This window comes from Flavobacterium sp. J372 (genome assembly GCF_024699965.1).
In the GTDB taxonomy this organism is placed as follows: domain Bacteria; phylum Bacteroidota; class Bacteroidia; order Flavobacteriales; family Flavobacteriaceae; genus Flavobacterium.
Genome location: NZ_JAJOMZ010000004.1, coordinates 2,409,824 through 2,431,816, shown reverse-complemented (window position 1 = coordinate 2,431,816; position 21,993 = coordinate 2,409,824). Strand labels below are relative to the sequence as shown.

18 protein-coding genes are annotated in these 21,993 nt (G+C 42.0%); 8 read left to right on the top strand and 10 right to left on the bottom strand.

Features of this window, described 5'->3' with window-relative positions; genetic code table 11:
- Positions 1-9: 9 nt before the first annotated feature.
- The 5 genes from LRS05_RS12045 to prmA form a co-directional block, all read right to left on the bottom strand.
- On the bottom strand, positions 10-1,515 hold the full coding sequence (locus LRS05_RS12045) for a RagB/SusD family nutrient uptake outer membrane protein (RefSeq protein ID WP_257868551.1): 1,506 nt from the start codon (positions 1,513-1,515) through the stop codon (positions 10-12).
- A gap of 4 nt (positions 1,516-1,519) precedes the next feature.
- Complete coding sequence (locus LRS05_RS12040; RefSeq protein ID WP_257868550.1) at positions 1,520-4,588, bottom strand: TonB-dependent receptor; 3,069 nt, start codon at positions 4,586-4,588, stop codon at positions 1,520-1,522.
- 242 nt (positions 4,589-4,830) lie between these two features.
- Positions 4,831-7,626: a triple tyrosine motif-containing protein gene (locus LRS05_RS12035; RefSeq protein ID WP_257868549.1), complete on the bottom strand. Its 2,796-nt coding sequence runs from the start codon at positions 7,624-7,626 to the stop codon at positions 4,831-4,833.
- 163 nt (positions 7,627-7,789) lie between these two features.
- Entirely contained in the window at positions 7,790-8,065 is a 276-nt protein-coding gene (locus tag LRS05_RS12030) for an ATP-dependent Clp protease adaptor ClpS (protein ID WP_257868548.1), read from the bottom strand.
- Positions 8,066-8,080: 15 nt separating this feature from the next.
- A complete protein-coding gene (gene prmA / locus LRS05_RS12025; RefSeq protein WP_257868547.1) occupies positions 8,081-8,917 on the bottom strand; it encodes a 50S ribosomal protein L11 methyltransferase in 837 nt (278 codons plus the stop codon).
- A gap of 163 nt (positions 8,918-9,080) precedes the next feature.
- Between prmA and LRS05_RS12020 the strand changes: the two genes are divergently transcribed.
- Together LRS05_RS12020 and LRS05_RS12015 are read left to right on the top strand one after the other, a co-directional pair.
- Entirely contained in the window at positions 9,081-10,301 is a 1,221-nt protein-coding gene (locus LRS05_RS12020) for an OprO/OprP family phosphate-selective porin (protein ID WP_257868546.1), read from the top strand.
- Between the two features lie 165 nt (positions 10,302-10,466).
- Positions 10,467-11,963 carry an aminotransferase class V-fold PLP-dependent enzyme gene (locus LRS05_RS12015; RefSeq protein ID WP_257868545.1) on the top strand — a complete coding sequence of 499 codons (1,497 nt, stop codon included), beginning with the start codon at positions 10,467-10,469 and terminating at the stop codon, positions 11,961-11,963.
- On the opposite strand, the gene LRS05_RS12010 is transcribed toward LRS05_RS12015, so the two are convergent.
- Positions 11,941-12,846, bottom strand: coding sequence for a lysophospholipid acyltransferase family protein (locus LRS05_RS12010; RefSeq protein ID WP_257868544.1), 906 nt, complete (start codon positions 12,844-12,846; stop codon positions 11,941-11,943). The genes LRS05_RS12015 and LRS05_RS12010 overlap by 23 nt on opposite strands.
- A 94-nt stretch (positions 12,847-12,940) precedes the next feature.
- On the opposite strand from LRS05_RS12010, the gene LRS05_RS12005 reads away from it, so the two are divergent.
- Positions 12,941-13,585 (top strand): rhomboid family intramembrane serine protease, encoded by a 645-nt coding sequence (locus tag LRS05_RS12005; protein WP_257868543.1) that lies wholly within the window; start codon positions 12,941-12,943, stop codon positions 13,583-13,585.
- Positions 13,586-13,643: 58 nt separating this feature from the next.
- Positions 13,644-14,333 (top strand): SIMPL domain-containing protein, encoded by a 690-nt coding sequence (locus tag LRS05_RS12000; RefSeq protein WP_257868542.1) that lies wholly within the window; start codon positions 13,644-13,646, stop codon positions 14,331-14,333.
- A gap of 49 nt (positions 14,334-14,382) precedes the next feature.
- Here the strand turns inward: LRS05_RS12000 and LRS05_RS11995 are convergent, their stop codons facing one another.
- The 3 genes from LRS05_RS11995 to LRS05_RS11985 all read right to left on the bottom strand — a co-directional run bounded on the left by LRS05_RS11995 (position 14,383) and on the right by LRS05_RS11985 (position 17,364).
- Positions 14,383-14,871: a VOC family protein gene (locus LRS05_RS11995; RefSeq protein ID WP_257868541.1), complete on the bottom strand. Its 489-nt coding sequence runs from the start codon at positions 14,869-14,871 to the stop codon at positions 14,383-14,385.
- Positions 14,872-14,884: 13 nt separating this feature from the next.
- The gene (ligD, locus tag LRS05_RS11990; protein ID WP_257868540.1) at positions 14,885-16,912 is read right to left on the bottom strand and encodes a DNA ligase D; all 2,028 of its coding nucleotides are present in this window, start codon (positions 16,910-16,912) and stop codon (positions 14,885-14,887) included.
- Positions 16,913-17,004: 92 nt separating this feature from the next.
- Positions 17,005-17,364, bottom strand: a complete 360-nt coding sequence (locus LRS05_RS11985; RefSeq protein WP_257868539.1) for a hypothetical protein — start codon at positions 17,362-17,364, stop codon at positions 17,005-17,007.
- A gap of 421 nt (positions 17,365-17,785) precedes the next feature.
- On the opposite strand from LRS05_RS11985, the gene LRS05_RS11980 reads away from it, so the two are divergent.
- The 3 genes from LRS05_RS11980 to LRS05_RS17685 are packed head-to-tail and all read left to right on the top strand — an operon-like array spanning position 17,786 to position 19,155.
- Entirely contained in the window at positions 17,786-18,829 is a 1,044-nt protein-coding gene (locus LRS05_RS11980) for a hypothetical protein (protein WP_257868538.1), read from the top strand.
- A gap of 1 nt (position 18,830) precedes the next feature.
- A complete protein-coding gene (locus LRS05_RS11975; protein WP_257868537.1) occupies positions 18,831-19,049 on the top strand; it encodes a T9SS type A sorting domain-containing protein in 219 nt (72 codons plus the stop codon).
- On the top strand, positions 19,012-19,155 hold the full coding sequence (locus LRS05_RS17685; RefSeq protein WP_374707774.1) for a T9SS type A sorting domain-containing protein: 144 nt from the start codon (positions 19,012-19,014) through the stop codon (positions 19,153-19,155). The genes LRS05_RS11975 and LRS05_RS17685 overlap by 38 nt, the downstream gene beginning before the upstream one ends.
- A gap of 12 nt (positions 19,156-19,167) precedes the next feature.
- Here the strand turns inward: LRS05_RS17685 and LRS05_RS11970 are convergent, their stop codons facing one another.
- Complete coding sequence (locus tag LRS05_RS11970) at positions 19,168-20,451, bottom strand: acetyl-CoA hydrolase/transferase family protein (protein WP_257868536.1); 1,284 nt, start codon at positions 20,449-20,451, stop codon at positions 19,168-19,170.
- 156 nt (positions 20,452-20,607) lie between these two features.
- On the opposite strand from LRS05_RS11970, the gene hemN reads away from it, so the two are divergent.
- Entirely contained in the window at positions 20,608-21,972 is a 1,365-nt protein-coding gene (gene hemN / locus LRS05_RS11965; protein WP_257868535.1) for an oxygen-independent coproporphyrinogen III oxidase, read from the top strand.
- Positions 21,973-21,993: the final 21 nt, after the last annotated feature.

Sequence of the window (21,993 nt, the reverse complement as noted above, 5' to 3'; positions counted from 1 at the left end):
TCAATTTTATTAATTATATAAAGGATTTTGCCCCCAGTTTCCGGCCGAGAATTGTATTTCTTCATTCGGTATCGGGAATACATCATGTTTGCCTGCCACAAAACCGGGAATAGTACCCTGCGCCCTGTTTGTGCGTACAAGGTCAAAGAATCTGTGGCCTTCACCAAACAGTTCTTTCCTTCGCTCTTCAAGGATGATGTCTAATAAATCTGTGCCTGTAGCCAGCAATTCATTTTGGCTTGCATTACCCCATGCTCTTTCACGCACCTGGTTTAAATAGCTGCGTGCTGCAGCATCAGAGCCCGTCCTGTTTAATGCTTCGGCTGCCATAAGCAATACATCTGCATAACGTATAGCGCGATAGTTGTTAGGGTTTGTAAGGTTAAGGTCGCCTGCTGCATTACCACTTCTTGTACGAGGCACATATTTACGGTTAAAAATACCGGTGTCATTATAGCCCGGGCTGTATGTTGCGCCATTTGCAGGGCCGAAAGTTTCAAAATCAAGTAAAGTAAGGTTACGGCGGGCTGGTGCATCACTTGCAAAAAGCATCCTTGCGGCCGGTGTAGGTACGTTAAAGCTAAAGCCGGAAGTAAACTGCGGGCCTGCATAATTACGCGGGCCGCTAAATCCTACAGCCACGTTACCTTCAGAACACTGAAGGCAGCCGAATCCTGCTCCTTCAACATCTGTATATTGTACTTCGAATAAAGATTCAACACCATTTTCACCAGACTCTTCAAACATTGAGGCATATGCCGCGCCTTGTGTCAGCGTTTTACCGCTTGTGTTTATAACGGTTTGAAGCATATTTGCAGCTAATTCGTATTTGGCAGCATCTGTTGCGCCCCAGTAAAGGTAAAGTTTACCCAGTAACGCCTGTGCAGCAGCTTTGCTTACACGCCCAACCTGCGGCGGGGTAGGGTTAAGGTCTTCAATAGCAAGCAGCAAATCCTGCTCAATAGCCTGATATACCTCTACCTTGCTTGAACGTGGTATAGTTCTTTCATCACCTAATTTAAAACGTGCATCACCTTTTAAAGGAATACCGCCAAACCATTTTACAAGTTCAAAATGGTAATAAGCCCTTAAAAATCTTGTCTCAGCAATAATCTGGTCTTTTCCGTCAAAATCTGTTTTGTCTTTAAATTCCATTATGTAGCTGGTTCTGTACACACCGGCAAACATCCAGTTCCATATATCACGAAGATTGCTGTTAATAGGGGTATGGGTCATGTTATCAACCTGCTGCCATCCTATAACGTCTGTAGCGCTTTCTCCGCCCGCATATGTATTATCTGAAGCAATTTCGCCTAAAATAACGTTTGCATACGTTGATTGCAGTATATCGTATGCCCCTACAAGCGCTTTATAATAATCTTCTTCACTATTGAAAAAATTTTCTGAACCTATAAACCCATCAGGAGTTGTAGGAAGGTACTCGTCTGTACATGAAATGCTTACAGTGGTAAGTATACTTAAAGCCATAATGGCTGTAATAATTTTTCTTTTCATTTTCTTAGAAATTTAAGTTTAAGCCAACAAGATATGTTCTTGGTACAGGGTAAAATCCGTAATCAATACCTGATGAAAGAGGATCGCCACTTGAAGCGCCGGGATCATAACCCATATATTTTGTAAAAGTGTACAGGTTATTTGCACCTACATAAATCCTTACTTTATCAAGCCACGCCTTTTTTGTAAATTCAGGATTAATTGTATAGCCAAGCTGCACATTCTGAATCCTGAAGTACGAAGCGTCTTCAACAAAATAGCTTGAGAAAACATTGTTACCGGTTGCACCTGTTGTTACACGCGGAACACTATTACTTGTGCCCGGGCCTGTCCAACGGTCTAGTGTATAGTTCATGCGCTGTACGTCAGTCGATGTCCTTTCATAATTGCGTACCATGTCATTTCCTATTGAAGCAAACCCATAGGCTACAAAATCAAAGCCTTTATAGTTCAGCGCAATATTGATACCCATCGTAGCGTCAGGAATAGGGTCACCAATGTTTGTCTTGTCATTCGCGTTGATAACACCGTCTCCATTAGTGTCTTTATAACGTATATCACCCGGTTGTGCTTCAACACCGCCAACAGCAAATTGAGACGGATGTGCAGCAACTTCTTCTGGTGTCTGGAATATACCATCCATTTGGTATCCGTAGAAATAGCCCAGTGGCTGGCCTACTTCCATACGTGTAATAGCTGGCTGCCCTACGCCGAATGCACCCCCCTGTAGTATGTTATTATCTTTAATATAAGTAACCTCATTATTAATGAAAGACACATTGTAATTTACCGTGTAACCAAAGTCACCCGCCTTACCCTTATAATTTAGTCCCAGATCAAACCCTTTATTTACAACATCTCCGGCATTAAGTGTAGGATAGCCTGCACCAGGGCCAGCAATGCCGGTTAAAGCTGTTACCGGAATTCCTGGAATCAGCAAGTCAGCCCTTTTATCATAAAAGTAGTCTGCGGTTATTTCCAGTTTATCATTAAACATTCTCAAATCAAGGCCGGCATCAAATTTTCTTGCTGCTTCCCAGCGTACATCATATGTTGGCAATATGCCAGGTGCTACACCATTTACCAGTTGGCCGTCAAAAACATATGTTCCTTCGCCGCTTAGCCTTGATTGATACAGATAAGAACCGATAAGGTCATTACCCATCAAACCGTAGCTTGCACGAAGTTTAGCAAACGTAAGCACTTTATTTTCAGGGAAGAATGATTCGTCCGTAATAATCCATCCGCCGGTAACTGACGGGAACCATGCTGAACGGTAATTTGAACCAAACCTGTTTGAGTTATCGCGGCGTATCATGCCGGAAAGGAGATAGCGCCCCTTAAAGTCGTATTGAAGCCTTGCAAAGTATGATGTCCTCCTGTCGTCATATATATAAGAACCCACATTTTTATTAGGTGCAGTGCCTGTAGTAAGCTCTACATAGGCAAAATCCCATGAGTTATTAGGCACGTCAAATCCTGTAGCATATAATCCGGTGCCCCATGTCTTGAATATAGTTGTACCAAGAGTTACAGCAAAATTATGTGTTTCAGCAAAAGACTTTTTGTAGTTGAAATAAGCATCAAAAGTAAAGTCGTTATTGTTAAATGCATTCTGGTTTACTGTACTCCTTACATTATCAAAGACTTTTCCGCCGTAAGATATTTGTTTGTTGAAAATCCTTTCATCAGCATCCTGGGTGTTATAACCAAACCTTGAAGTAAAGGTAAGGTTGTCTACAATATCCCAGTCAAGGCCAATGTTGCCAAAGAACCTACGCAGTTTGTACTCCTGAAACGTATTGGCAATTTGTGCCAATGGATTGATTATTTCATTACCCAACGTACCGCCCGGGTTGCCAGGAGATGACGATATAGGCAGTTGTGTAAAATCACCCGTTGATGTGTATGGTGAATATATTGATGGAGTATTGATAGCATTAAACAGTACTGAACCAAGGGTGTTTTCATTAAACGAATTCCTGTTTAACCATGTATAAATAACATTAGAGTTAAGCTTGAATTTTTCGGTAACATCAACATTCATGGCTGCTCTGATGTTATTTCGCTCGAAATGAGACTTATCTGCATTACCAACTATACCGTCCTGTTCAAAGTGCTGCCCGCTAATCATATATGTGGTCTTATCACTTCCACCCTGAACACTAAAGTCATGTTGAATTATAGGAGCACCTTTCCTGAAAACCTGATCTTGCCAGTCAGTGCCTTCGCCAAGATTTGATACATCAGGGAAAGGCACTGCCTGTCCGCCGTTAGCATAGCGCTCGTTTAGAAGCAGGGCATACTCAGTAGCATTCAGCAAAGGGAGTTTTCTTGAAGTTTCCTGAAATCCGAAGTAATTGTTATAAGAGAATACCGGTTTCATGTTCTTTCTGCCTTTTTTGGTAGTAACAAGTATAACGCCATTAGCACCTGCTGTACCATATATAGCGGCCTGGGCATCTTTAAGCACTGTTATACTTTCTATATCATTAAAGTTCAGGTCGCTGAAAGACATGCCGCTAATAATACCATCAATTAATACAAGCGGTTCAGCGTTACCGTTAGTAGCAATACCACGGATTCTTACATTCAATCCTGCACCTGGCGCACCAGATTGTGTTGTAACATTTACGCCCGGCACTGTGCCCTGCAATGCCTGCTCAATTTTTATTGGGCGAAGATTTTCAATTACTTCAGCATTAACAACACTTACTGCACCAGTTACCTCGCGGCGGCGCTGTGTACCGTAACCAATAACAACAACTTCGTCAAGAGTGCGTGTGTCTTCGCTTAAAGTTACAGTTAATGTACGGCTTTCATTTACGGCTTGCTCAAATGGTTGAAAGCCTATTGATGAAAAAACAAGAACAGAACCCGAAGGGACACTTATTGCAAAGTTTCCGTCAATATCTGTAACGGTGCCTAATTGAGAATTTTTTACTGCGACAGTTACCCCGGGTATAGGCATACCGGTTGCCGCCTCATTTACCGTACCCTTCACCTCAATATTTTGCGCAAAGCAAAACGAGCTGAAGAGGATAAATGCAATCAAAAATAATTTTGGCTTCATATAAATTGGTTTTTGTGAATATCTAAAAGTAGCGTACTAATAATTTGATAATTTAAAATTAACCTGTACAAAAAATATACATTTGAAATATACATCAGTTAATTTAAGAAAACGTTAGTAAATACTACTTAAAGAGTAGAATGCGACGGGTTATTGAAGTACTAGATAGGCTTTACGAAAACCTTGTAAATAGCGGATTGTTGAGGTGTTGTATAGGTAATTTATCCCGATGTTGTGGCTGATTAAACAGACAGTATATACTCAACAAGGCCTAATTCGTGAGGTAAATCCATTTTTTTGCGCAAACGATATCGCTTTATCTCAACACTGCGAACCGAAATATTAAGCAACGGGGCTATTTCTTTTGATGAAAGATTGAGGCGAAGATATGCGCAAAGGCGAAGATCGTTTGGAGTCAGCAGTGGGTGGGCTGCTTTCATCTTTTTCAGGAAATCTTTATCTGCATTATTAAAGGCTTCCTTAAACATATCCCAGGTATCATCTTCATTAATATTTTTATTAATAGTAGCGATGACTGATTTAACATTTCTTTCACCAGAATTTTCTGAATTCTTTTTAAGGTCGTCTTTTATGGCAGAAAGCAGTTCATTTTTCTTGATAAGGTTCATGGTTGATACAGCCAGCTCACGATTTTTATTTTCAAATTCCTGCTGAAGCTGCTCATTCTTAATTTTCATGAGCTGCTGTTCATTTTCCAGCTCTTTTATTTCAAGTAAGCGGTTATTTTCTTCGATCAATTTTTCACGCTGCCTGTTGTAGTAATTTTTATAAGCACGGTTAATAAAGTATGCTGCAATAACCGCAATGACCAAGTAAATAGCTATGGCGACATTAGTTCGATACCAGGGTTTCAGTACTGTAAATGTGTATGTTGCAGGTTTGGATACATTGCTTCCGGTTTTAGCCCTGACTTTAAATATATAAGAGCCCGAAGGTAAGTTTTTAAAATTCACAAATGCCCGTGCGTTCCATTCACTCCACTCGTCCTGCATACCTTCAAGAAGATATTGAAATTGTGCATTTACATATTTATCATATTCAGGAACGGTAAAATAAAAAGTCAGGTTATTTTCGGCATACGGAAATTCTGAATCGCCCTGCATCATTGCTTTTTGAGCCGGTTTGTTCATTTTGTTTGCCGCAACACCTGTAATGCTTATATCATAGTTGTTAAATAAGAGATTAGATGTATTTATAGTATAATAACCATCGGTTGTACCTACAAGGTAATTGCTTGGGCTTAGCTGTGTTATGTTTTCAAACCCCAGCATCGAGTTGGTAAGTGATGAAGGTATGGGTATTACATTGTGTTTTAATGCCGTGTTGAGTTTACCTGACGAAAAATAATTGATATAATTCTTAGTAAAAAACCACAACCTGTTTGATTTATCTGCGGTGAGCTTACCCGAAGTGTAGGTGTCTTGTTGTAATATCTTTGTAAGGGCATTGTCTTTTGTAAACTGCTTTGACTTGCTATTTAATCTGAAAAAGCCGTCTTTTGAAGCATAATAAATGGTGTTGTTGAATTTTGCCAGACTGGAATTTTTTCCTTTTGCAGGGTGTTTATATGCTTCAAAAGCAATAGCTTGTGTAAAACCAGCATCGGCCGTAATCCTGAAAACACCTTTATACTCATGGCTTATATAAATATCATTGTCGGCAGTTTCAAAGTAGCGGCTTGAGTAATCAAAGCCTTTTATCCAGTTACGGAATTTCCATCCGGCAGCAGTTCTCTCTAATACTGAAATGCCGTGATAATTACCCTGTAACAGTAGCTGCGGGTTTGTTGGGTGCGGCTCAAATTTCCATGTGCCTGATGCTGTAAAGATATGGCTTGCACTACCATTAGATATTATATAAGTGCCGGAGTCATGCCCGCATAGCAATATGCCGTTGTAAGCATATAATGACCATACCTGGCCTTTTGTGCCGGGTATAAACTTCAGGTCGGCGCTGCTGCCATAAGGCTTATAAAAAAGGCCCTGGTTGGTGCCGATATATAAATTGCCTTGATGTAATATTGAGGCGTAAACGGTGCCTAAGAAACCGGTATCATCTACAAAGCTCCGCAGTCCGCTTTTAAGGTTGATGCAGTTGATGCCGTTATCAAGGCCTATCCATAAATTTTTGTCGGCATCTTCAAAAACCGAAAGCGCTGTGTTATTGCTAAGCCCCCTGTTTTGCGTAATATGGTAGCGGGTGCTGCCTTCCGGAGAAACGATGAATATACCATTGCTTACTGTGCCCAGCGCTAGGCTGCCGTCACTAAGCATACGGCTGCTGTAAATACTGCTCGATGAGAGTTCGGCATCGGCAGCTGTCTGCCATTTGTTTATTGCACCATCCCTTAAAGTAAAAAGCCCGTTAAACTGCGTTTGCAAAAGGTATGCATCGTCTTTGTGAAAAATGTTTACAATTTTGTTGGCCAGCAACACCGGGTCTTTACTAATTGGTTTGCTTCTGCCGTTTTCAATTTCAAAAAGGCCGGTGCCAAAGGTTTGGTAAAAAACAGTATTATTTACTGTAAATACTTTATTAACACCTGTTTCGGGCTTTATTATATTGAATTTACCGCTTTTTGTATCGTATATAAAGATCTGGTTCAGCGACTGGAAGATTATCCACTGGTCATGGCCTGCAATATTCCAGAATTGCTCATCATCAAGAATCTTATTTTTTATTTTATGGCTTAAAGAATGATACTTCAGGCTTCCGTTTGCGCTTCGCTGCCAGTAACCAAATTCCATGTAGCAGCCTGTGTATATCCTGTCGCCAATTACATTCACCGAGCGTATGATGGTTTCGTTAGGCGAGGGGTAAAGCGTCCATGCTGTACCGTTAAACTCCAGCAACCCCTCGTTATTCGCAAAATACATAAACTTGCGGCTGTCCTGGCTTATCATCCAGTTCTGGTTGCCTGCGCCATAGGCATCAGTACTGTATTTTACAATAGGTGGTAGCTCCTGTGCATTCAGGATTAATGACAAGAAAAGCAGGGAGAGTAAATAACTGCGCAAAATATTTTTTGAAGGCTAATATACAAATTGCATATATCTTAACAGACAATTAAGATATTGTAAAATGTGTTTTTATCCTTTTTGCAGTTTATAACTGATTCTTATACAAAATCAATAAAAAAGGCTTCGTCATGAAGCCTTGCATTTTATAAAATTTACGTGATTAAACTATCTCCGCACTAAGCCCTGCTTCAAGCAATTGGGTGCATTGCGGCTTCAGCTCGCTTATCTCACCGGTCTTTACGGTGCATTTACCGTTGTAATGTACTATGAGCGAACACTGCTCGGCCTGCTCAGCAGTATGCCGGCATACGCGCATTAATGTTTCAATCACATGGTCAAAAGTATTTACCTCATCGTTGTACAATACTATCTCATTATTAAAAGATGTTTGCTCATCAAGCAGCACTTCTTCTAAAACCTTCTCTTTTGTACTCATCTTAAAACTAATTATTTAGGCTAATTTATTATATTTCAAAGAAACCCAATTGTTCTTTTGGTGCTTTTTTACAAACTCAAGGCCGTTGGCAGAACACGCTTCATCAATATACGGCATGTCTTCTTCATAAAAGCCGCTCAATAATAAAAGCCCCCCTTTATTCAGGCAATCTGCGTACTGCTTCATATCCTGAAGCAAAATATTCCTGTTGATATTTGCAATAATCAGGTCGTAGCTTTTACCTTGAAGCAGTGCCGCATCACCCTCATAAACGCTTATATGGCTGCAATTATTACGCTCTGCATTTTCAACAGAGTTAAGGTAGCACCAGTTGTCAATATCTATGGCATCAATAGGCTTGGCGCCTTTCATTTCGGCAAGTATGGCGAGTATCGCAGTACCGCAGCCCATGTCAAGTGTTTTCATACCGGTAACATCAGTTTCAAGCAGGTGCTGTATCATCATAAACGTAGTTTCATGATGGCCTGTGCCAAAGCTCATTTTAGGCTCAATCACAATATCATACTTCACATCTTTCTTTTCATGGAATGGTGCCCGCACATAGCACTCATCATTTACTGCAATCGGCTCAAAATTCTTTTCCCATTCTTCATTCCAGTTTACCTGCTCAATATCTTCATGAGTATATTGAACTTTAAACTCATCCGATTTCAGGATAAAAACATCCTTAAGAATATCCTCATTCCAAAATTCTTTTTGAATATAAGCTGACAGGCCGTTCTCTGTTTCCTCAAAACTTTCAAAAGGAAGTTCGCCCAGTTCGGCAAGCAAAATTTCAGCTCCGGGGTCTTTTGGTATTATTGTAAAATGATATCCTATATATACAGGCATAACTTTAAATTTTCTAAATGGTAATAATATGATAACATTGGCATGGAAAATTTAATATTAAGTTTGCGAAAAATTAACGCTTATGGCTGTTTTTGCAGGATTACTAAAATTTTCCAGATTCCCGGCGCAAAATTACAGCATCATAAATTAAAAGTAACAACTAATGAAGAAAATTTTGCTGCTGTTAATGATGCTCATAAGCATTTCTGTCTGGTCTCAGATTGATATAAAACGTACAACTACCGATAATGACCTTAAACTTTCGGCGCTGCCTTACTACAACTATGGTAAAGGATTAGGCTTAACCTCACCTGACAGCCTTTTCCAGCTCAATATACGATTCCGGATGCAAAACAGGGTAACCTACCTGCAGGAAGAAGATGAAGAAGCTGCAATAGACGGACAGATTCGACGCCTTCGCCTGAGGTTTGACGGGTATGTGGGTAACCCGAAATTCTTATATGCACTGCAATTATCTTTTGCACCAGGAGATGTTGGCGAAGTGCGTGAAGGCGAAAACATAAATATAATAAGGGATGCGATGATTTTTTACCGCCCAAACCGCCATTGGAACATTGGCTTCGGGCAGACAAAGCTTCCGGGCAACAGGCAGAGGGTAAATTCTTCAGGGGGTTTGCAGCTTACAGACAGGACAATAAACAACGCGCGTTTTACTATTGACCGTGATTTTGGTTTTCAGGTACATAATCTTAATGAGTTTAAAGATAAGTTTAGCTATAACTTTAAAGGCGCTATATCTATGGGAGAAGGCCGTAATAGTACTGACGAGCCTGATAACGGGCTGGCGTATACCGGTAAGGCAGAACTCTTTCCATTTGGGGCGTTTACCAAAGACGGCACCTATTTTGAAGGAGACCTTATGCGGGAGCAGGCACCAAAGCTTATGATATCCGGGGCCTACCAGTACAACAATAAGGCACGCCGCACGCAAGGCCAACTGGGCAATGACTTGTTTGAAAAGCGCGACATGCGCTCAATACTTGCTGATGCTATGTTTAAATATGACGGCTGGGCTTTTATGGCAGCTTATATGCAGCGTATTGCCAAAAATCCGGTGACGTATAATCCTGATGACATAACCGATAGAGAATATGTTTTTACCGGCCACGGGTTTGATTACCAGGCGAGCTATTTGTTTCCTTCAAATTATGAAGTTATAGGCAGGTTCTCAACACAGGATGTTCACCGTGACATACAGGCTTTTGCTCCTGATGCAAAACAATTCAGCCTCGGGGTTACCAAATATATATGGGAGCATGCCTTTAAAGCCCAAATGGAATTGACACTTGACGACCTTGACTATTTTGACGGGACATCAAAGCAAAACTGGTATGTGCGTTTCCAGATAGAGATGGGTATATAAGTGTGAAATTCCAAATCACAAATCACAAACTCCGAAAGCTCTGTGAGTCTCTGTGTCTTCTTTGTGAACCTCTGTGTAATAGGTTTCTGGAAGAATCTCAACACTCAATACTAATATCTCAATACTAAAATCTTTATCTTTGCTTCAACATAAAGGCTTAATGCAATGCTGACTTCAGAACAAACAATGATTGGTACAGAACTGGAACAATATTTTCTTCCTTTCCGAAAAAATATTATTGGTATAGGGCAGGAGTTTCCATCGCCGTTCGGCATGCAGCGCATGGTTTATACTGACTGGACTGCCAGTGGAAGGCTTTACCGCCCAATTGAAGAGAAGATCATAAATGAATTCGGCCCTTATGTTGCCAACACCCATACCGAAACCACGGTAAGCGGTACGGCAATGACTAACGCTTACCATGAGGCCAGGCACATTATAAAGCACCACGTAAATGCCGGCCCTGATGATGTATTGATTACATATGGTACAGGCATGACAGGAGTCATCAATAAATTTCAGCGTATACTTGGGCTAAAAGTGCCTGAACAGTTAAGGGGCTATACCAATATTCCTGACGAGGCAAGGCCGGTAGTGTTTGTGTCGCACATGGAGCACCACAGCAACCAGACATCATGGCTCGAAACTATTGCCAGAGTAGAAATCATACCGGCATGCCCTGAAGGTTTGCTGTGCCTTGACAGTTTTGCAGCGTTGCTTGCAAAGTATAAAGATCATCCGCTTAAGATTGCTTCTATAACAGCATGCAGCAATGTAACCGGTATAAAAACGCCATACTATGAAGTTGCAAAACTGATGCACCGGAACAATGGCCTTTGCTTTGTAGATTTTGCCTGCTCTGCGCCATATGTACACATAGATATGCATCCGGCCGACAGTGAGGCGTGGCTCGATGCCATCTTCTTTTCACCGCACAAATTTCTTGGCGGCCCCGGTACAAGCGGTGTGCTTATCTTCAATAAAAAACTTTATAGTAATACGGTACCCGACCATCCCGGAGGAGGCACTGTAAAATGGACAAACCCATGGGGCGGCCATAAATACTTTGACGATATTGAAGAGCGCGAAGATGGCGGTACTCCGGGCTTTTTGCAAGTCATAAAAACTGCACTGGCCATAAAGCTGAAAGAGCAGATGGGCGTGGAGAAAATACTTCAGCGGGAAAAGGAACTCATTGACTATGCTTTTGCCCAACTTGAGCAGGTTGCTAATCTTACACTCCTGGCACCCCAGCACAAAAACAGGCTAGGCGTAATTTCATTTTACATTGACGGCCTGCATTTTAACCTTGGCGTAAAGCTGCTTAATGACCGTTTTGGTATACAAACACGCGGCGGGTGCAGCTGTGCCGGTACTTACGGGCACTACTTGCTGCACGTAGATGAGGAGCAGTCCAATTACCTTACCGAGAAAATAAGCTGCGGTGACCTGAAAGAAAAACCGGGATGGATACGTATGTCAATTCACCCGACCACAACAAATGCCGAGATACAATATGTTTGTAAAAGCATAAAACAATTGGCTGAAAACCACCCTGATTGGGCAAAGGATTACCAGTATAACCCGGCGAGTAATGAGTTTGTGCATAATGCAGCGCGCCCGGTTGAGGATAGTATGGTTAAGCAGTGGTTCCGTTTGTAGCAGGCGGGTCGTTGCGGCGATGTTTAAAGCGCTTGTGTGTCCATAAATAGTATTCCGGCACTTCGCGTATCTGTTCTTCCAGAAGCCTCAGGAAACGGTCTGTAATTTCGTATAGCGGTGTGTCTTTCGGTGTACCTTCAAACGGAATAAACTCAGCGCTGTAATAGCCGCGTCTTGCTTTTTTTCCTTTCACGAACATTACATTCATATCCAGCTTTTTTGCGAGCATTTCAGCCCCGGCGTGTACCGGTACTTCCATCCCGAAAAATTGGCCCCAATAGGGCACACGGTGTATTTTGGGAGACTGGTCGCTGATGAAGCCATAGTACCCAAGAATACCCTTTCGCTGATTGTCTTTCATTACCGGTATGGTCTCTTTAGTATCAATAAGCTCAGCGTCAAACTTTCCGCGGATATCTCTTACCAGTTTATCAAAGTATTTATTATTGATTCTTTTATAAATGCCAAAACCCTTGTGCGTAGTCAGGAAACGGTTCATAACCAACAGCCATTCATAGCTCCCGTAATGCGCGCAGATGAGTACCACACTCTTGCCTTTTTTCTCAAACTCTGTTACAAGTTCCATATTTTCCAGCTTAAAGCGTTTGTTTATCTCCCTATCACTTATGGTCATGGTCTTTATCATTTCCACAAACGTGTCACAGAAGTGATGGTAAAACTTTTTCTCGATTTTCAGGCGATCGCGGCCAGACAGGTGCGGTAGTGTTAGCTTGAGGTTAAGCCGAACGGTGCTTTTCCTATAACCAATGATATAGTATACTAAAACATAAGCCAGGTCAGAAAAAAAATACAGTACCCTGAAAGGCAGTATCGAGATGAAAAGCAGGATGGGGTAAATAATGATAAACGCCAGGTAGTGCATTAACTATTTTTTACAAATATACTTTATAATTGCAAACAAACTATTTTTTAGGATATGGCGGGTTATGCCTAAATTTACACATCAAAATTGAGTAATGGATAATAACATAGTAATGTTTCTCATTATTGGCGCCAATGCGCTGGTAAGCTACAAAGGTTTTAATGACATTTCGTTTTTCAGGAAATATGAATTTCACATAGGAAGTATAAGGGCAGGTGAGCAGTACCGCATGTTTACATCGGCTTTTCTGCATGCAGATGTGATGCATTTGGTATTTAATATGCTTACGCTGTATTTTTTCGCGCCTGTGGTAATCGTTTACATGGGTATGCTCCCATTCGTGCTTATCTATCTGGCAAGCCTTTTCTGCGGAAGCCTCCTGACATTGTACTTCCATAAAAATGATTATAATTACAGGGCTATAGGGGCCTCGGGTGCGGTTACGGGCGTGCTGTACTCATCAATACTATTACGTCCTGATATGACTATCGGGCTTTTCTTTTTTATCGGGATTCCGGCATATGTATTCGGGATAGGGTATCTGCTTTATTCTATTTACGGAATGCGGGCTAAGAATGACAACATTGGCCATACCGCACATTTTGGCGGTGCACTGGGCGGATATATAATTACACTGTCACGAATGCCTGAAATGATTTACGATAATACATTGATGGTTGTGCTTTTGCTGATACCGATTATACTACTATTTGTGCTGGCTAAGCTGGGAAAAATCTGACATGATTTAAAGCTGGCACGCAATTTGAAATTCCTACAGAAAATTAAAACTCATAACCATGAAAAAAATTGCTTTAGTATTGTTTGTAGTTGTAAGCACAATAGCAAACGCGCAGGTAACCGACAAAATGCCGCCACAGATTAATGTAACAGGAGAGGGTAAAGTAAAAGTTGTGCCTGACCAGGCTATCATTACTGTAGGTGTAGAGAATGTTGGCGCTAATGCCGCAGAAGTAAAGAAGAAAAACGACGCGAGCATTGATGCCGTTGTAAAATTCCTGAAAAGCTCCGGCTTACCGGCAAGCGATTACCAGACAAGGCGAGTAAATCTAAATCGCAATTATGATTTTGAAAAAAAGAAATATAATTCTTTTACGGCATCACAAACTATAGTGATAACCCTAAAGGACCTTACTAAATATGACAACCTTATGATGGGACTTACCGATGCTGGGGTAAACACAATAAATGGTGTGGAGTTCCGTACATCTAAACAAGCGCAGTATGAAAGTGAAGCCCGCGGTAAAGCTGTACAGGCAGCGAGGGGCAAAGCAAATGATTATGCGACAGCTTTAGGCCAAAAGGCAGGTAAGGCGTTGATGGTTACAGATAATACGCAAACCTATTACCCTGTAATGCGTACTGAAATGTATGCCATGAAAGCAGATGCAGCCCCGCAGCGTGAAACACTTGCTGTAGGTGAAATAGAAATCACGGCAAACGTAAACATCTCTTTCCAGTTGGATTAACATTGCCACAGATATAATAAAAAGCCTGCACATCGCAGGCTTTTTTTATTTATCTAATTCTGCCAACAGGTTCTGAAGGTCGAGGTGTTTTGTATACATCTCTAAAGAACCGTCTTCTTTTTTGAGGCCATTGCTCTTTTGGCCTATCCCAATACAGCTCTACACCATTTCCGTCAGGGTCATTAAGGTACAACGCTTCAGAAACACCATGATCCGCTGCACCTGTAAGCGGGTAGCCTGATTGCTGTAATCTGTGTAGTATGGCTGCCAGATCACGCCGTGTGGGGTATAAGATTGCAGTATGAAATAGCCCTACACCACGCTGACTTGCAGGCGCTGCGCCTTTACTATACCATGTGTTCAGGCCAATGTGATGGTGATAGCCACCAACAGATATAAAAGCAGCATCAGTACCATACATGGTTGTTACTTCAAAGCCGAGCAGCCCGCAATAAAATTGAAGCGCACGGTCCAGATCTGCAACTTTTAAATGCACGTGTCCAATTGATGTTTGTGCGGGTATTTTATAATTATCCATACACAAATATACACTATAATAGGTTTTGCGCTTTTGCCAGCGCTTTTTCCATATCAATGCCTTCGCCAAGGGCGCCGGCAAACAGGTCTCCTTCGGCACGCACACGTTCAACAGCATTTTTAATGGTATAGTCTTTCATGGTCAGTCCTTTTCTTATCTCATCCCAATGCAATGGCATTGAAACAGTGGCGCCGGGTTTAGGGCGTAGTGAATAGGGGCCTGCAATAGTGGCTCCGGGCCTGTTCTGCAAAAAGTCAAGATACATGTTGCCTTTGCGATTTTTTATCTGCCGTTCAAGGCTTGTAAATTCAGGTATGCGGTTGTGCACTATAGATACTATCAGTTTACCGAACATCTGTGACTGGTCATAGCTATACCTGGCACCAAGCGGAACATAAATATGGATGCCTGTAGAACCGGACGTTTTAGCAAAGCCGGGTATATTGAGTTCATCAAGCACCGTTTTAACTTCGCAGGCAGCGTGTATCACCTGTTCAAAAGTTGTTTTTTCAGCAGGGTCAAGGTCTATTACGCAATAATCAGGATTGTCTGGGTTTTGTATCCGGCTAAACCAGGGATTTAGCTCAATGCAGCCTAAAGTGGCAATCCACATCAGTGTGTCTTCGTTATCGCCGACAAGGAATTCTTTGTCCTCGCCATCGCTTGTAGTGTAAGGGTAGGTTTTTGCCCAGTCAGGCGCTTTACCTTTTACATCTTTCTGGTAGAAACTCTTGCCGTAAATACCGTTGGGAAAGCGATACAGCGTCTGTGGGCGGTCTTTCAGGTACGGCAGTATATATTCGGCCATCCGGTAGTAATAATTGAACATATCGCGCTTGGTATAGCCTTCATCCGGCCAGTAAACCTTGCTCAGGTTAGTGAACTTAATATTGTGCCCGCAAATGGCCTTCACCTGAGTTTCCTCGTTCGGGTTCAGCAGGGTTTTACGCTCGCTATTTTTAGGCGCCAATACCAGTTTACTTTCAGGCGCTGTTACAGTTTCTGTCTCTGCAGCTGTCTCACGCACAACGTCTTTCGCTTTCTTATCAGTTCGCATACCTTCAAAAGACGGATGGCGAAAAACGCCGTCAGACGTTACTTCGGCAAAACTCACTTCGCATACAAGCTCAGGCTTCAGCCAGGTGGCAACAGCTTTAGGCGGGTTAGGGCGGAAGCGAGATGGCTTGTTTATGTCAGGCTCATAACCAAACGCACTTTTATTTACAACAAGCGGCCGAAACATCTCCATCATTTCCTTTTGAAGTTTTTGAGTAAAGCCTGTGCCAACTTTACCTACATAATCCAGCTTGCCATTTTCATACACTCCCAACAACAATGAACTGAACAGTTTATTAGATCCTTCATTACGTGTATATCCGGCAATAACAACTTCCTGCCGCTGGTTTACTTTGATCTTTAGCCAGTTCTTTGAGCGGTTGTCGGGGATATATGTACTGTCAGCCTTCTTAGCCATTATGCCTTCCAGGCCCATTTTTTCTGCAGCTTTGTAGAACTCGAGCCCGTTTGATGTAAAAACTGTGCTCTGCCGGATGCTGTCATTATCTTTAGGAAGTACACGGTGCAGAACTGCCTGCCTTTCGCTTAGCGGCACTTCCATCAGGTTTTTCCCGTCATGCCATAAAATGTCGAACGCATAATAAACCAGATGCCCGTCGGCTTCACTGCGCCAGTTTTGCAAAGCGCCAAAATCAGCTTTACCATTTTCTTTAATCACAAGTATCTCACCGTCAAGCACAGCGTTTATATTCAGTTGTGAAAATGCTTCAGCCAATGAATAATATTTTTCGGTAAATGATTTATTGTTGCGTGAAGACAGCTCTATCTTACCATTTTCAATATATGCAAGAGCCCTGTAGCCATCCCATTTTACTTCATACGTCCAGCCGGGGTCGTCAAACGGCTCATTTACCAATGTTGCCAGCATGGGTTTTATATCCTTAGGCATCTTAGATGATGCCTGCTTCGGTGAAGAACCTTTAGCTGATTTCCTGCGGCCGCTGCTTTCCATATTCTTTATCATTAGGATTATAATAAAGTTATAGAAAAACGAAGTCCCCTACTGTTAAGGAATTCTTTACGCCAAAGTATATGAATTATACCTTACTAAGCTATTTAAAGGAAAACGCGCGGCTGATGAACATAATAATAGAATATTGCGCCCAATAAATAACATAGTGCATCGACAGGATCACGAACATAAACAGGGGATGTTAATGGCGCCAGCACCTCAAATACCAGCGTTGTATACAGCGCAAGAAATAACATGAACGTGAGAGTCAGCTTATACTGTCTGTTATTTAGTAATAGCTGCATTACAATTAAGATTATATGGGCAAATACCGGTACAGCTATCAGGTCTGTCAGGTAAGAATTTAAAAGCCCGCCTGATATTTCTAAATACCGTAAAATCTTTACTGATATCCAGATTAGTATATAGGCGATGAAAAGATTATCAAATAGCCTTCTTATCATGAAGCGATTACAAAAGCTGCGATTAAAAGAACACTGCTTAGCAAAAATAAAAGCGCTGCGATATAAAAAGAGGTGTTTTTAAATATCCTTTTCAAAAACCCGTCTTCTTGCTTTATTGGCAGAAAAAAATTCCGAACATCTTTATATGAAAGCTTGTCATGTTTTTTCATTATGCTTACTCATGGATATACTGGCTGTGCATTTAAAATCTGATTACATCAAATTTAAAAAATGATAACCCGGGTGGCAAACTTAGCCCTAAACATTAACAAACGAATAACTTTTACCTGTTTCTGTAAATACATTCTATCACAATTTGGTGGAAGCTGCTTAATGATTTGATACATTTTGTTTCGCACACAGAATCTTTAAATTATTGGCTTGTAGCTTTAAGATTACTAAATTTGACCTAAAAAAAGCTATGAAAAAGATTCTGCTACTTTTATTTTGGGCAACAATTGCCCATACGCAATGCTGGAAGGCAGTAAGTACGGGCGCCGATTTTTGCGTGGCGCTAAAAACAGACGGAACGCTCTATGCGTGGGGCCATAACGAGAGCGGACAATTAGGTGTTGGTTCTTTTGAAGACCAAAATATGCCTGTAAGGGTGGGTGAAGATTCAGACTGGCACTCAATATCTGCAGGCTACGGATTTGTAATCGCCCTTAAAACCAACGGGACCTTATGGGTTTGGGGGCGTAATGATTTTGGGCTAGGAGCTCCTTCAGGTAATATAACCAATATACCTGAACAGGTGGGTACTGATACTGACTGGACATTTATAAATGCCGGTGGTGCACACTCTTTCGCCATTAAAAGTAACGGTACGCTTTGGGGCTGGGGAAGGAACGATTTCGGGCAGTTAGGTAACGGATCTTACATACACTCAAATGCGCCTGTTCAGGTAGGTAATGCAAATGACTGGAAAAAGGCAGCTGCAGGAACCTTCCATACCCTTGCTGTCAAAACAAACAACACGCTATGGTCATGGGGATATAATTTTTCAGGCCAGTTGGGGCAGGGTACTGCAGGGTTTGGTACAGAGATAAATACGCCAACCCAAATAATGAGTCTTGCCGCCAATGAATGGAAGAGTGTTGATGCCGGGGGGAGACACAGCCTGGCTGTAACCGCCGAAGGTAAATTATGGGTTTGGGGAAATAACAATACCCATGCATTAGGCATAAATGACGGTTCAACTTATAAAGCAGTGCCTACACTTGTAAACAATATGTCTGACTGGAAAACTGCAACAGGGGGTACAAACCATATATTCGCCGTAAAAGAAGATAATACCCTTTGGGGCTGGGGGCAGAATACTCATGGTCAGTTGGGTGATGGTTCTGTTGTGAACAGAGCGGTGCCAGTGCAAATCGGGACACAATCAGGCTGGTCAGGCGCTGACGGTGGTGAACTGCATTCAGTCTTTTTTAAATCAGGGGACCGTCCTTACCTCGGGTTCTAATATGTATGGTGAATTAGGGATAGGCGCTGCGGCTCCTCAAAATACACCCCAGCCTGTAGATTGCCCGGTACTGGGCGCGACCGCTGTGCCTGAGCAATTGTTCGTTGTGTATCCTAATCCGGTTTCTGATGTTTTGGTGATCAGCAATGATAAAAATATTTCGATTGAAGAGGTGAGTATAATTGACTGTACAGGTAAAACAGTTTTTAGGAACCTCTGAAAAAATATCAACTATAGATGTAAAGCAGCTACAATCAGGTGTATATTGGCTCAGGGTACTTTCACCAAAAGGGCTGTCAACATTAAAATTCGTTAAGGCTATTTAACTGCAATAATTATTACGTTAAGCTTAAAGACAGCACTGAATTAATATACTGCTTCTCAATGTTTTCCCTATGGTCCGGGTGTGCAATATCAATTAAGGCTTTTACGCGTTGCTTAAGCGTTCTGCCGTAAAGTTCTGCAATACCATATTCTGTAACTACATATTGTGCATGGGCGCGGGTGGTAACTACTCCTGCGCCCTGTTTAAGGAATGGCACGATCCTGCTTGCACCGGCTTTGGTAACTGATGGCAGGGCTATAATGGCTTTTCCTCCATCACTTAAGGAGGCCCCTCTTATAAAGTCCATCTGTCCGCCAACTCCTGAGTACATTTTCATCCCAATTGAGTCAGCACAGACCTGGCCTGTAATGTCCACCTCAATAGCGGAATTGATCGCTACCATCTTTGGGTTCCTGCGTATTAACGCAGTATCATTTACGTATGATGATTCACGCATTTCAATGAAAGGGTTGTCATCTACAAAATCATATAACCGTTTTGTACCGATGAGAAATGTCGCCAATACCCGGCCTTTGCCTATGCCTTTATACCTGCCGTTTACCACACCTTTTTCAATAAGGTCTATTACACCGTCAGAAAACATTTCGGTGTGCAGGCCGAGGTCTTTGTGGTTACCTAAGTTTGCAAGTACAGCATTCGGTATAGACCCTATACCCATCTGAAGTGTACTTTTGTCATCGATAAGCGAGGCCACGAACTTCCCTATCTGCCCTTCGGTTTCCGATACGGCCACGGCGTGCTGCAAGTGGATAGGTACATCAGCTTCAACCGCATAATTTATCCTTGAAATATGTATGATACTGTCGCCAAAGGTGCGGGGCATTTGGGGGTTTACCTGTGCAATTACAAGCTTACAGTTTTCTATGGCCGCCAGTGTTGCCTCAACAGAAACACCTAAAGAACAGTAACCGTGGCTGTCAGGCGGAGACACATGTATAAAAGCAGCATCAAGGGCAATAATATTCCTTCGGAAAAGATTAGGCAGTTCGCTCAGAAATACCGGTGTGTATGACCCATTGCCCGCTGCCAGTGTATGGCGGACGTTTTTGCTAATAAAAAATGAATTGACATGAAAACTGTCTGCCAGTTGCGGGTCGGCATACGGCGCATCACCCTCAGTGTGTAAATGGCATACCTCTACATTCCTTAGTTCACCGGCCCTTTCGGCCAATGCTTTGGTAAGTATTGAAGGGGTTGCAGCCGCAGCCTGTACATATATCCTGGTGTTTGATTGTATAAGTTTTACCGCTTCCGCAGCTGTTGTATATATCGGCATCTTATAATTTTTATGCAAATCTACATCTGACGATTTTCTACAAAAATGATGTGCATCATACTTAAACAAGCAGGGCTATATTTTACACACAGCTTAGTGATAATCATCATTTTATCAGTGAAGGCACATATATAGTTTTGCCGAAAACCATTCTTTATGAGAAAGCGATTACTGCGAAAGTACAATGTACCGGGACCACGTTACACCAGTTACCCTACAGTGCCATACTGGGATGAAGATAAATTTCGTGCTGATCAATGGGAATCAACACTCATACAGTCGTATAATGAAACGAATAGTTCTGAAGGGATCAGCCTCTACATCCATCTTCCGTTTTGTGAAAGCATGTGCACTTTTTGCGGGTGCCACAAACGGATTACTAAAAGGCACGAGGTAGAGTTGCCGTATATTAATGCAGTGCTTAAAGAATGGGCTATGTACCGCAGCCTTTTCCGCTCACGGCCGCGTATAAAGGAACTGCACCTTGGCGGAGGTACCCCAACATTTTTTACTGCTGAAAATCTGAAAAAGCTGATAGGCGGAATTTTTGAGCTTGCCGATGCTGCTCCGGGTTATGAACTCAGCTTTGAGGGCCACCCAAACAATACTACTCGCGAACATTTGCAAACCCTTTACAACCTGGGTTTCCGCAGGGTAAGCTTTGGGGTGCAGGATTATGATTTAAAAGTACAGAAAGCCATCAACCGTATACAGCCGCTTAAAAACGTGGCAGATGTAACTGCATGGGCCAGGGAAATAGGATATACATCAATAAGCCACGACCTTGTTTTTGGGCTGCCGTTTCAAACCATCGAATCTATTACTGATACAATTGAAAAAACAAAAGCCCTGCAGCCCGACAGGATTGCATTTTATAGTTATGCACATATACCATGGGTTAAAGGCACCGGCCAGCGGGGTTTTTACGAGAACAACCTGCCTAAAGATGACGAGAAACGCCTGCTATATGAAATAGGGAAGGAGCTATTGATGATGCACGGATACCACGAGATAGGGATGGACCATTTTGCGCTTGATACTGACAGTATGTTTACATCATTTGAAAATGGAACACTGCACCGTAATTTTATGGGCTACAGCGCTTCTAAAACAAAAGTTATGGTAGGGTTGGGCGTTTCTGCAATAAGCGACAGCTGGTACAGCTTTGCACAAAACGAAAAGAACCTGGAAGATTATTACAAACGTATTGAAAATAACGAGTTGCCGGTATTTAAAGGTCATGTGCTGAATGATGAAGACTTAATAGTGCGCCGGCATATCCTTAACCTTATGTGCAACTTTGAAACGGATTGGCATGCAGCCGACCTTTATTTTGATGAATTGCCTGAAGTAGTTGAAAGGCTTGAAGAGTTTCAAAATGACGGGCTGCTGATTTTGGGGAATAAATTTTTGATGGTTACAGCATACGGAAAGCCCTTCATCCGCAACATATGTATGGCATTTGACCTGAGGCTCAAGCGCCGCAAACCCGACACGCAACTGTTTTCAATGACGGTATAATAAAAAGCTTCCTGAAAAGGA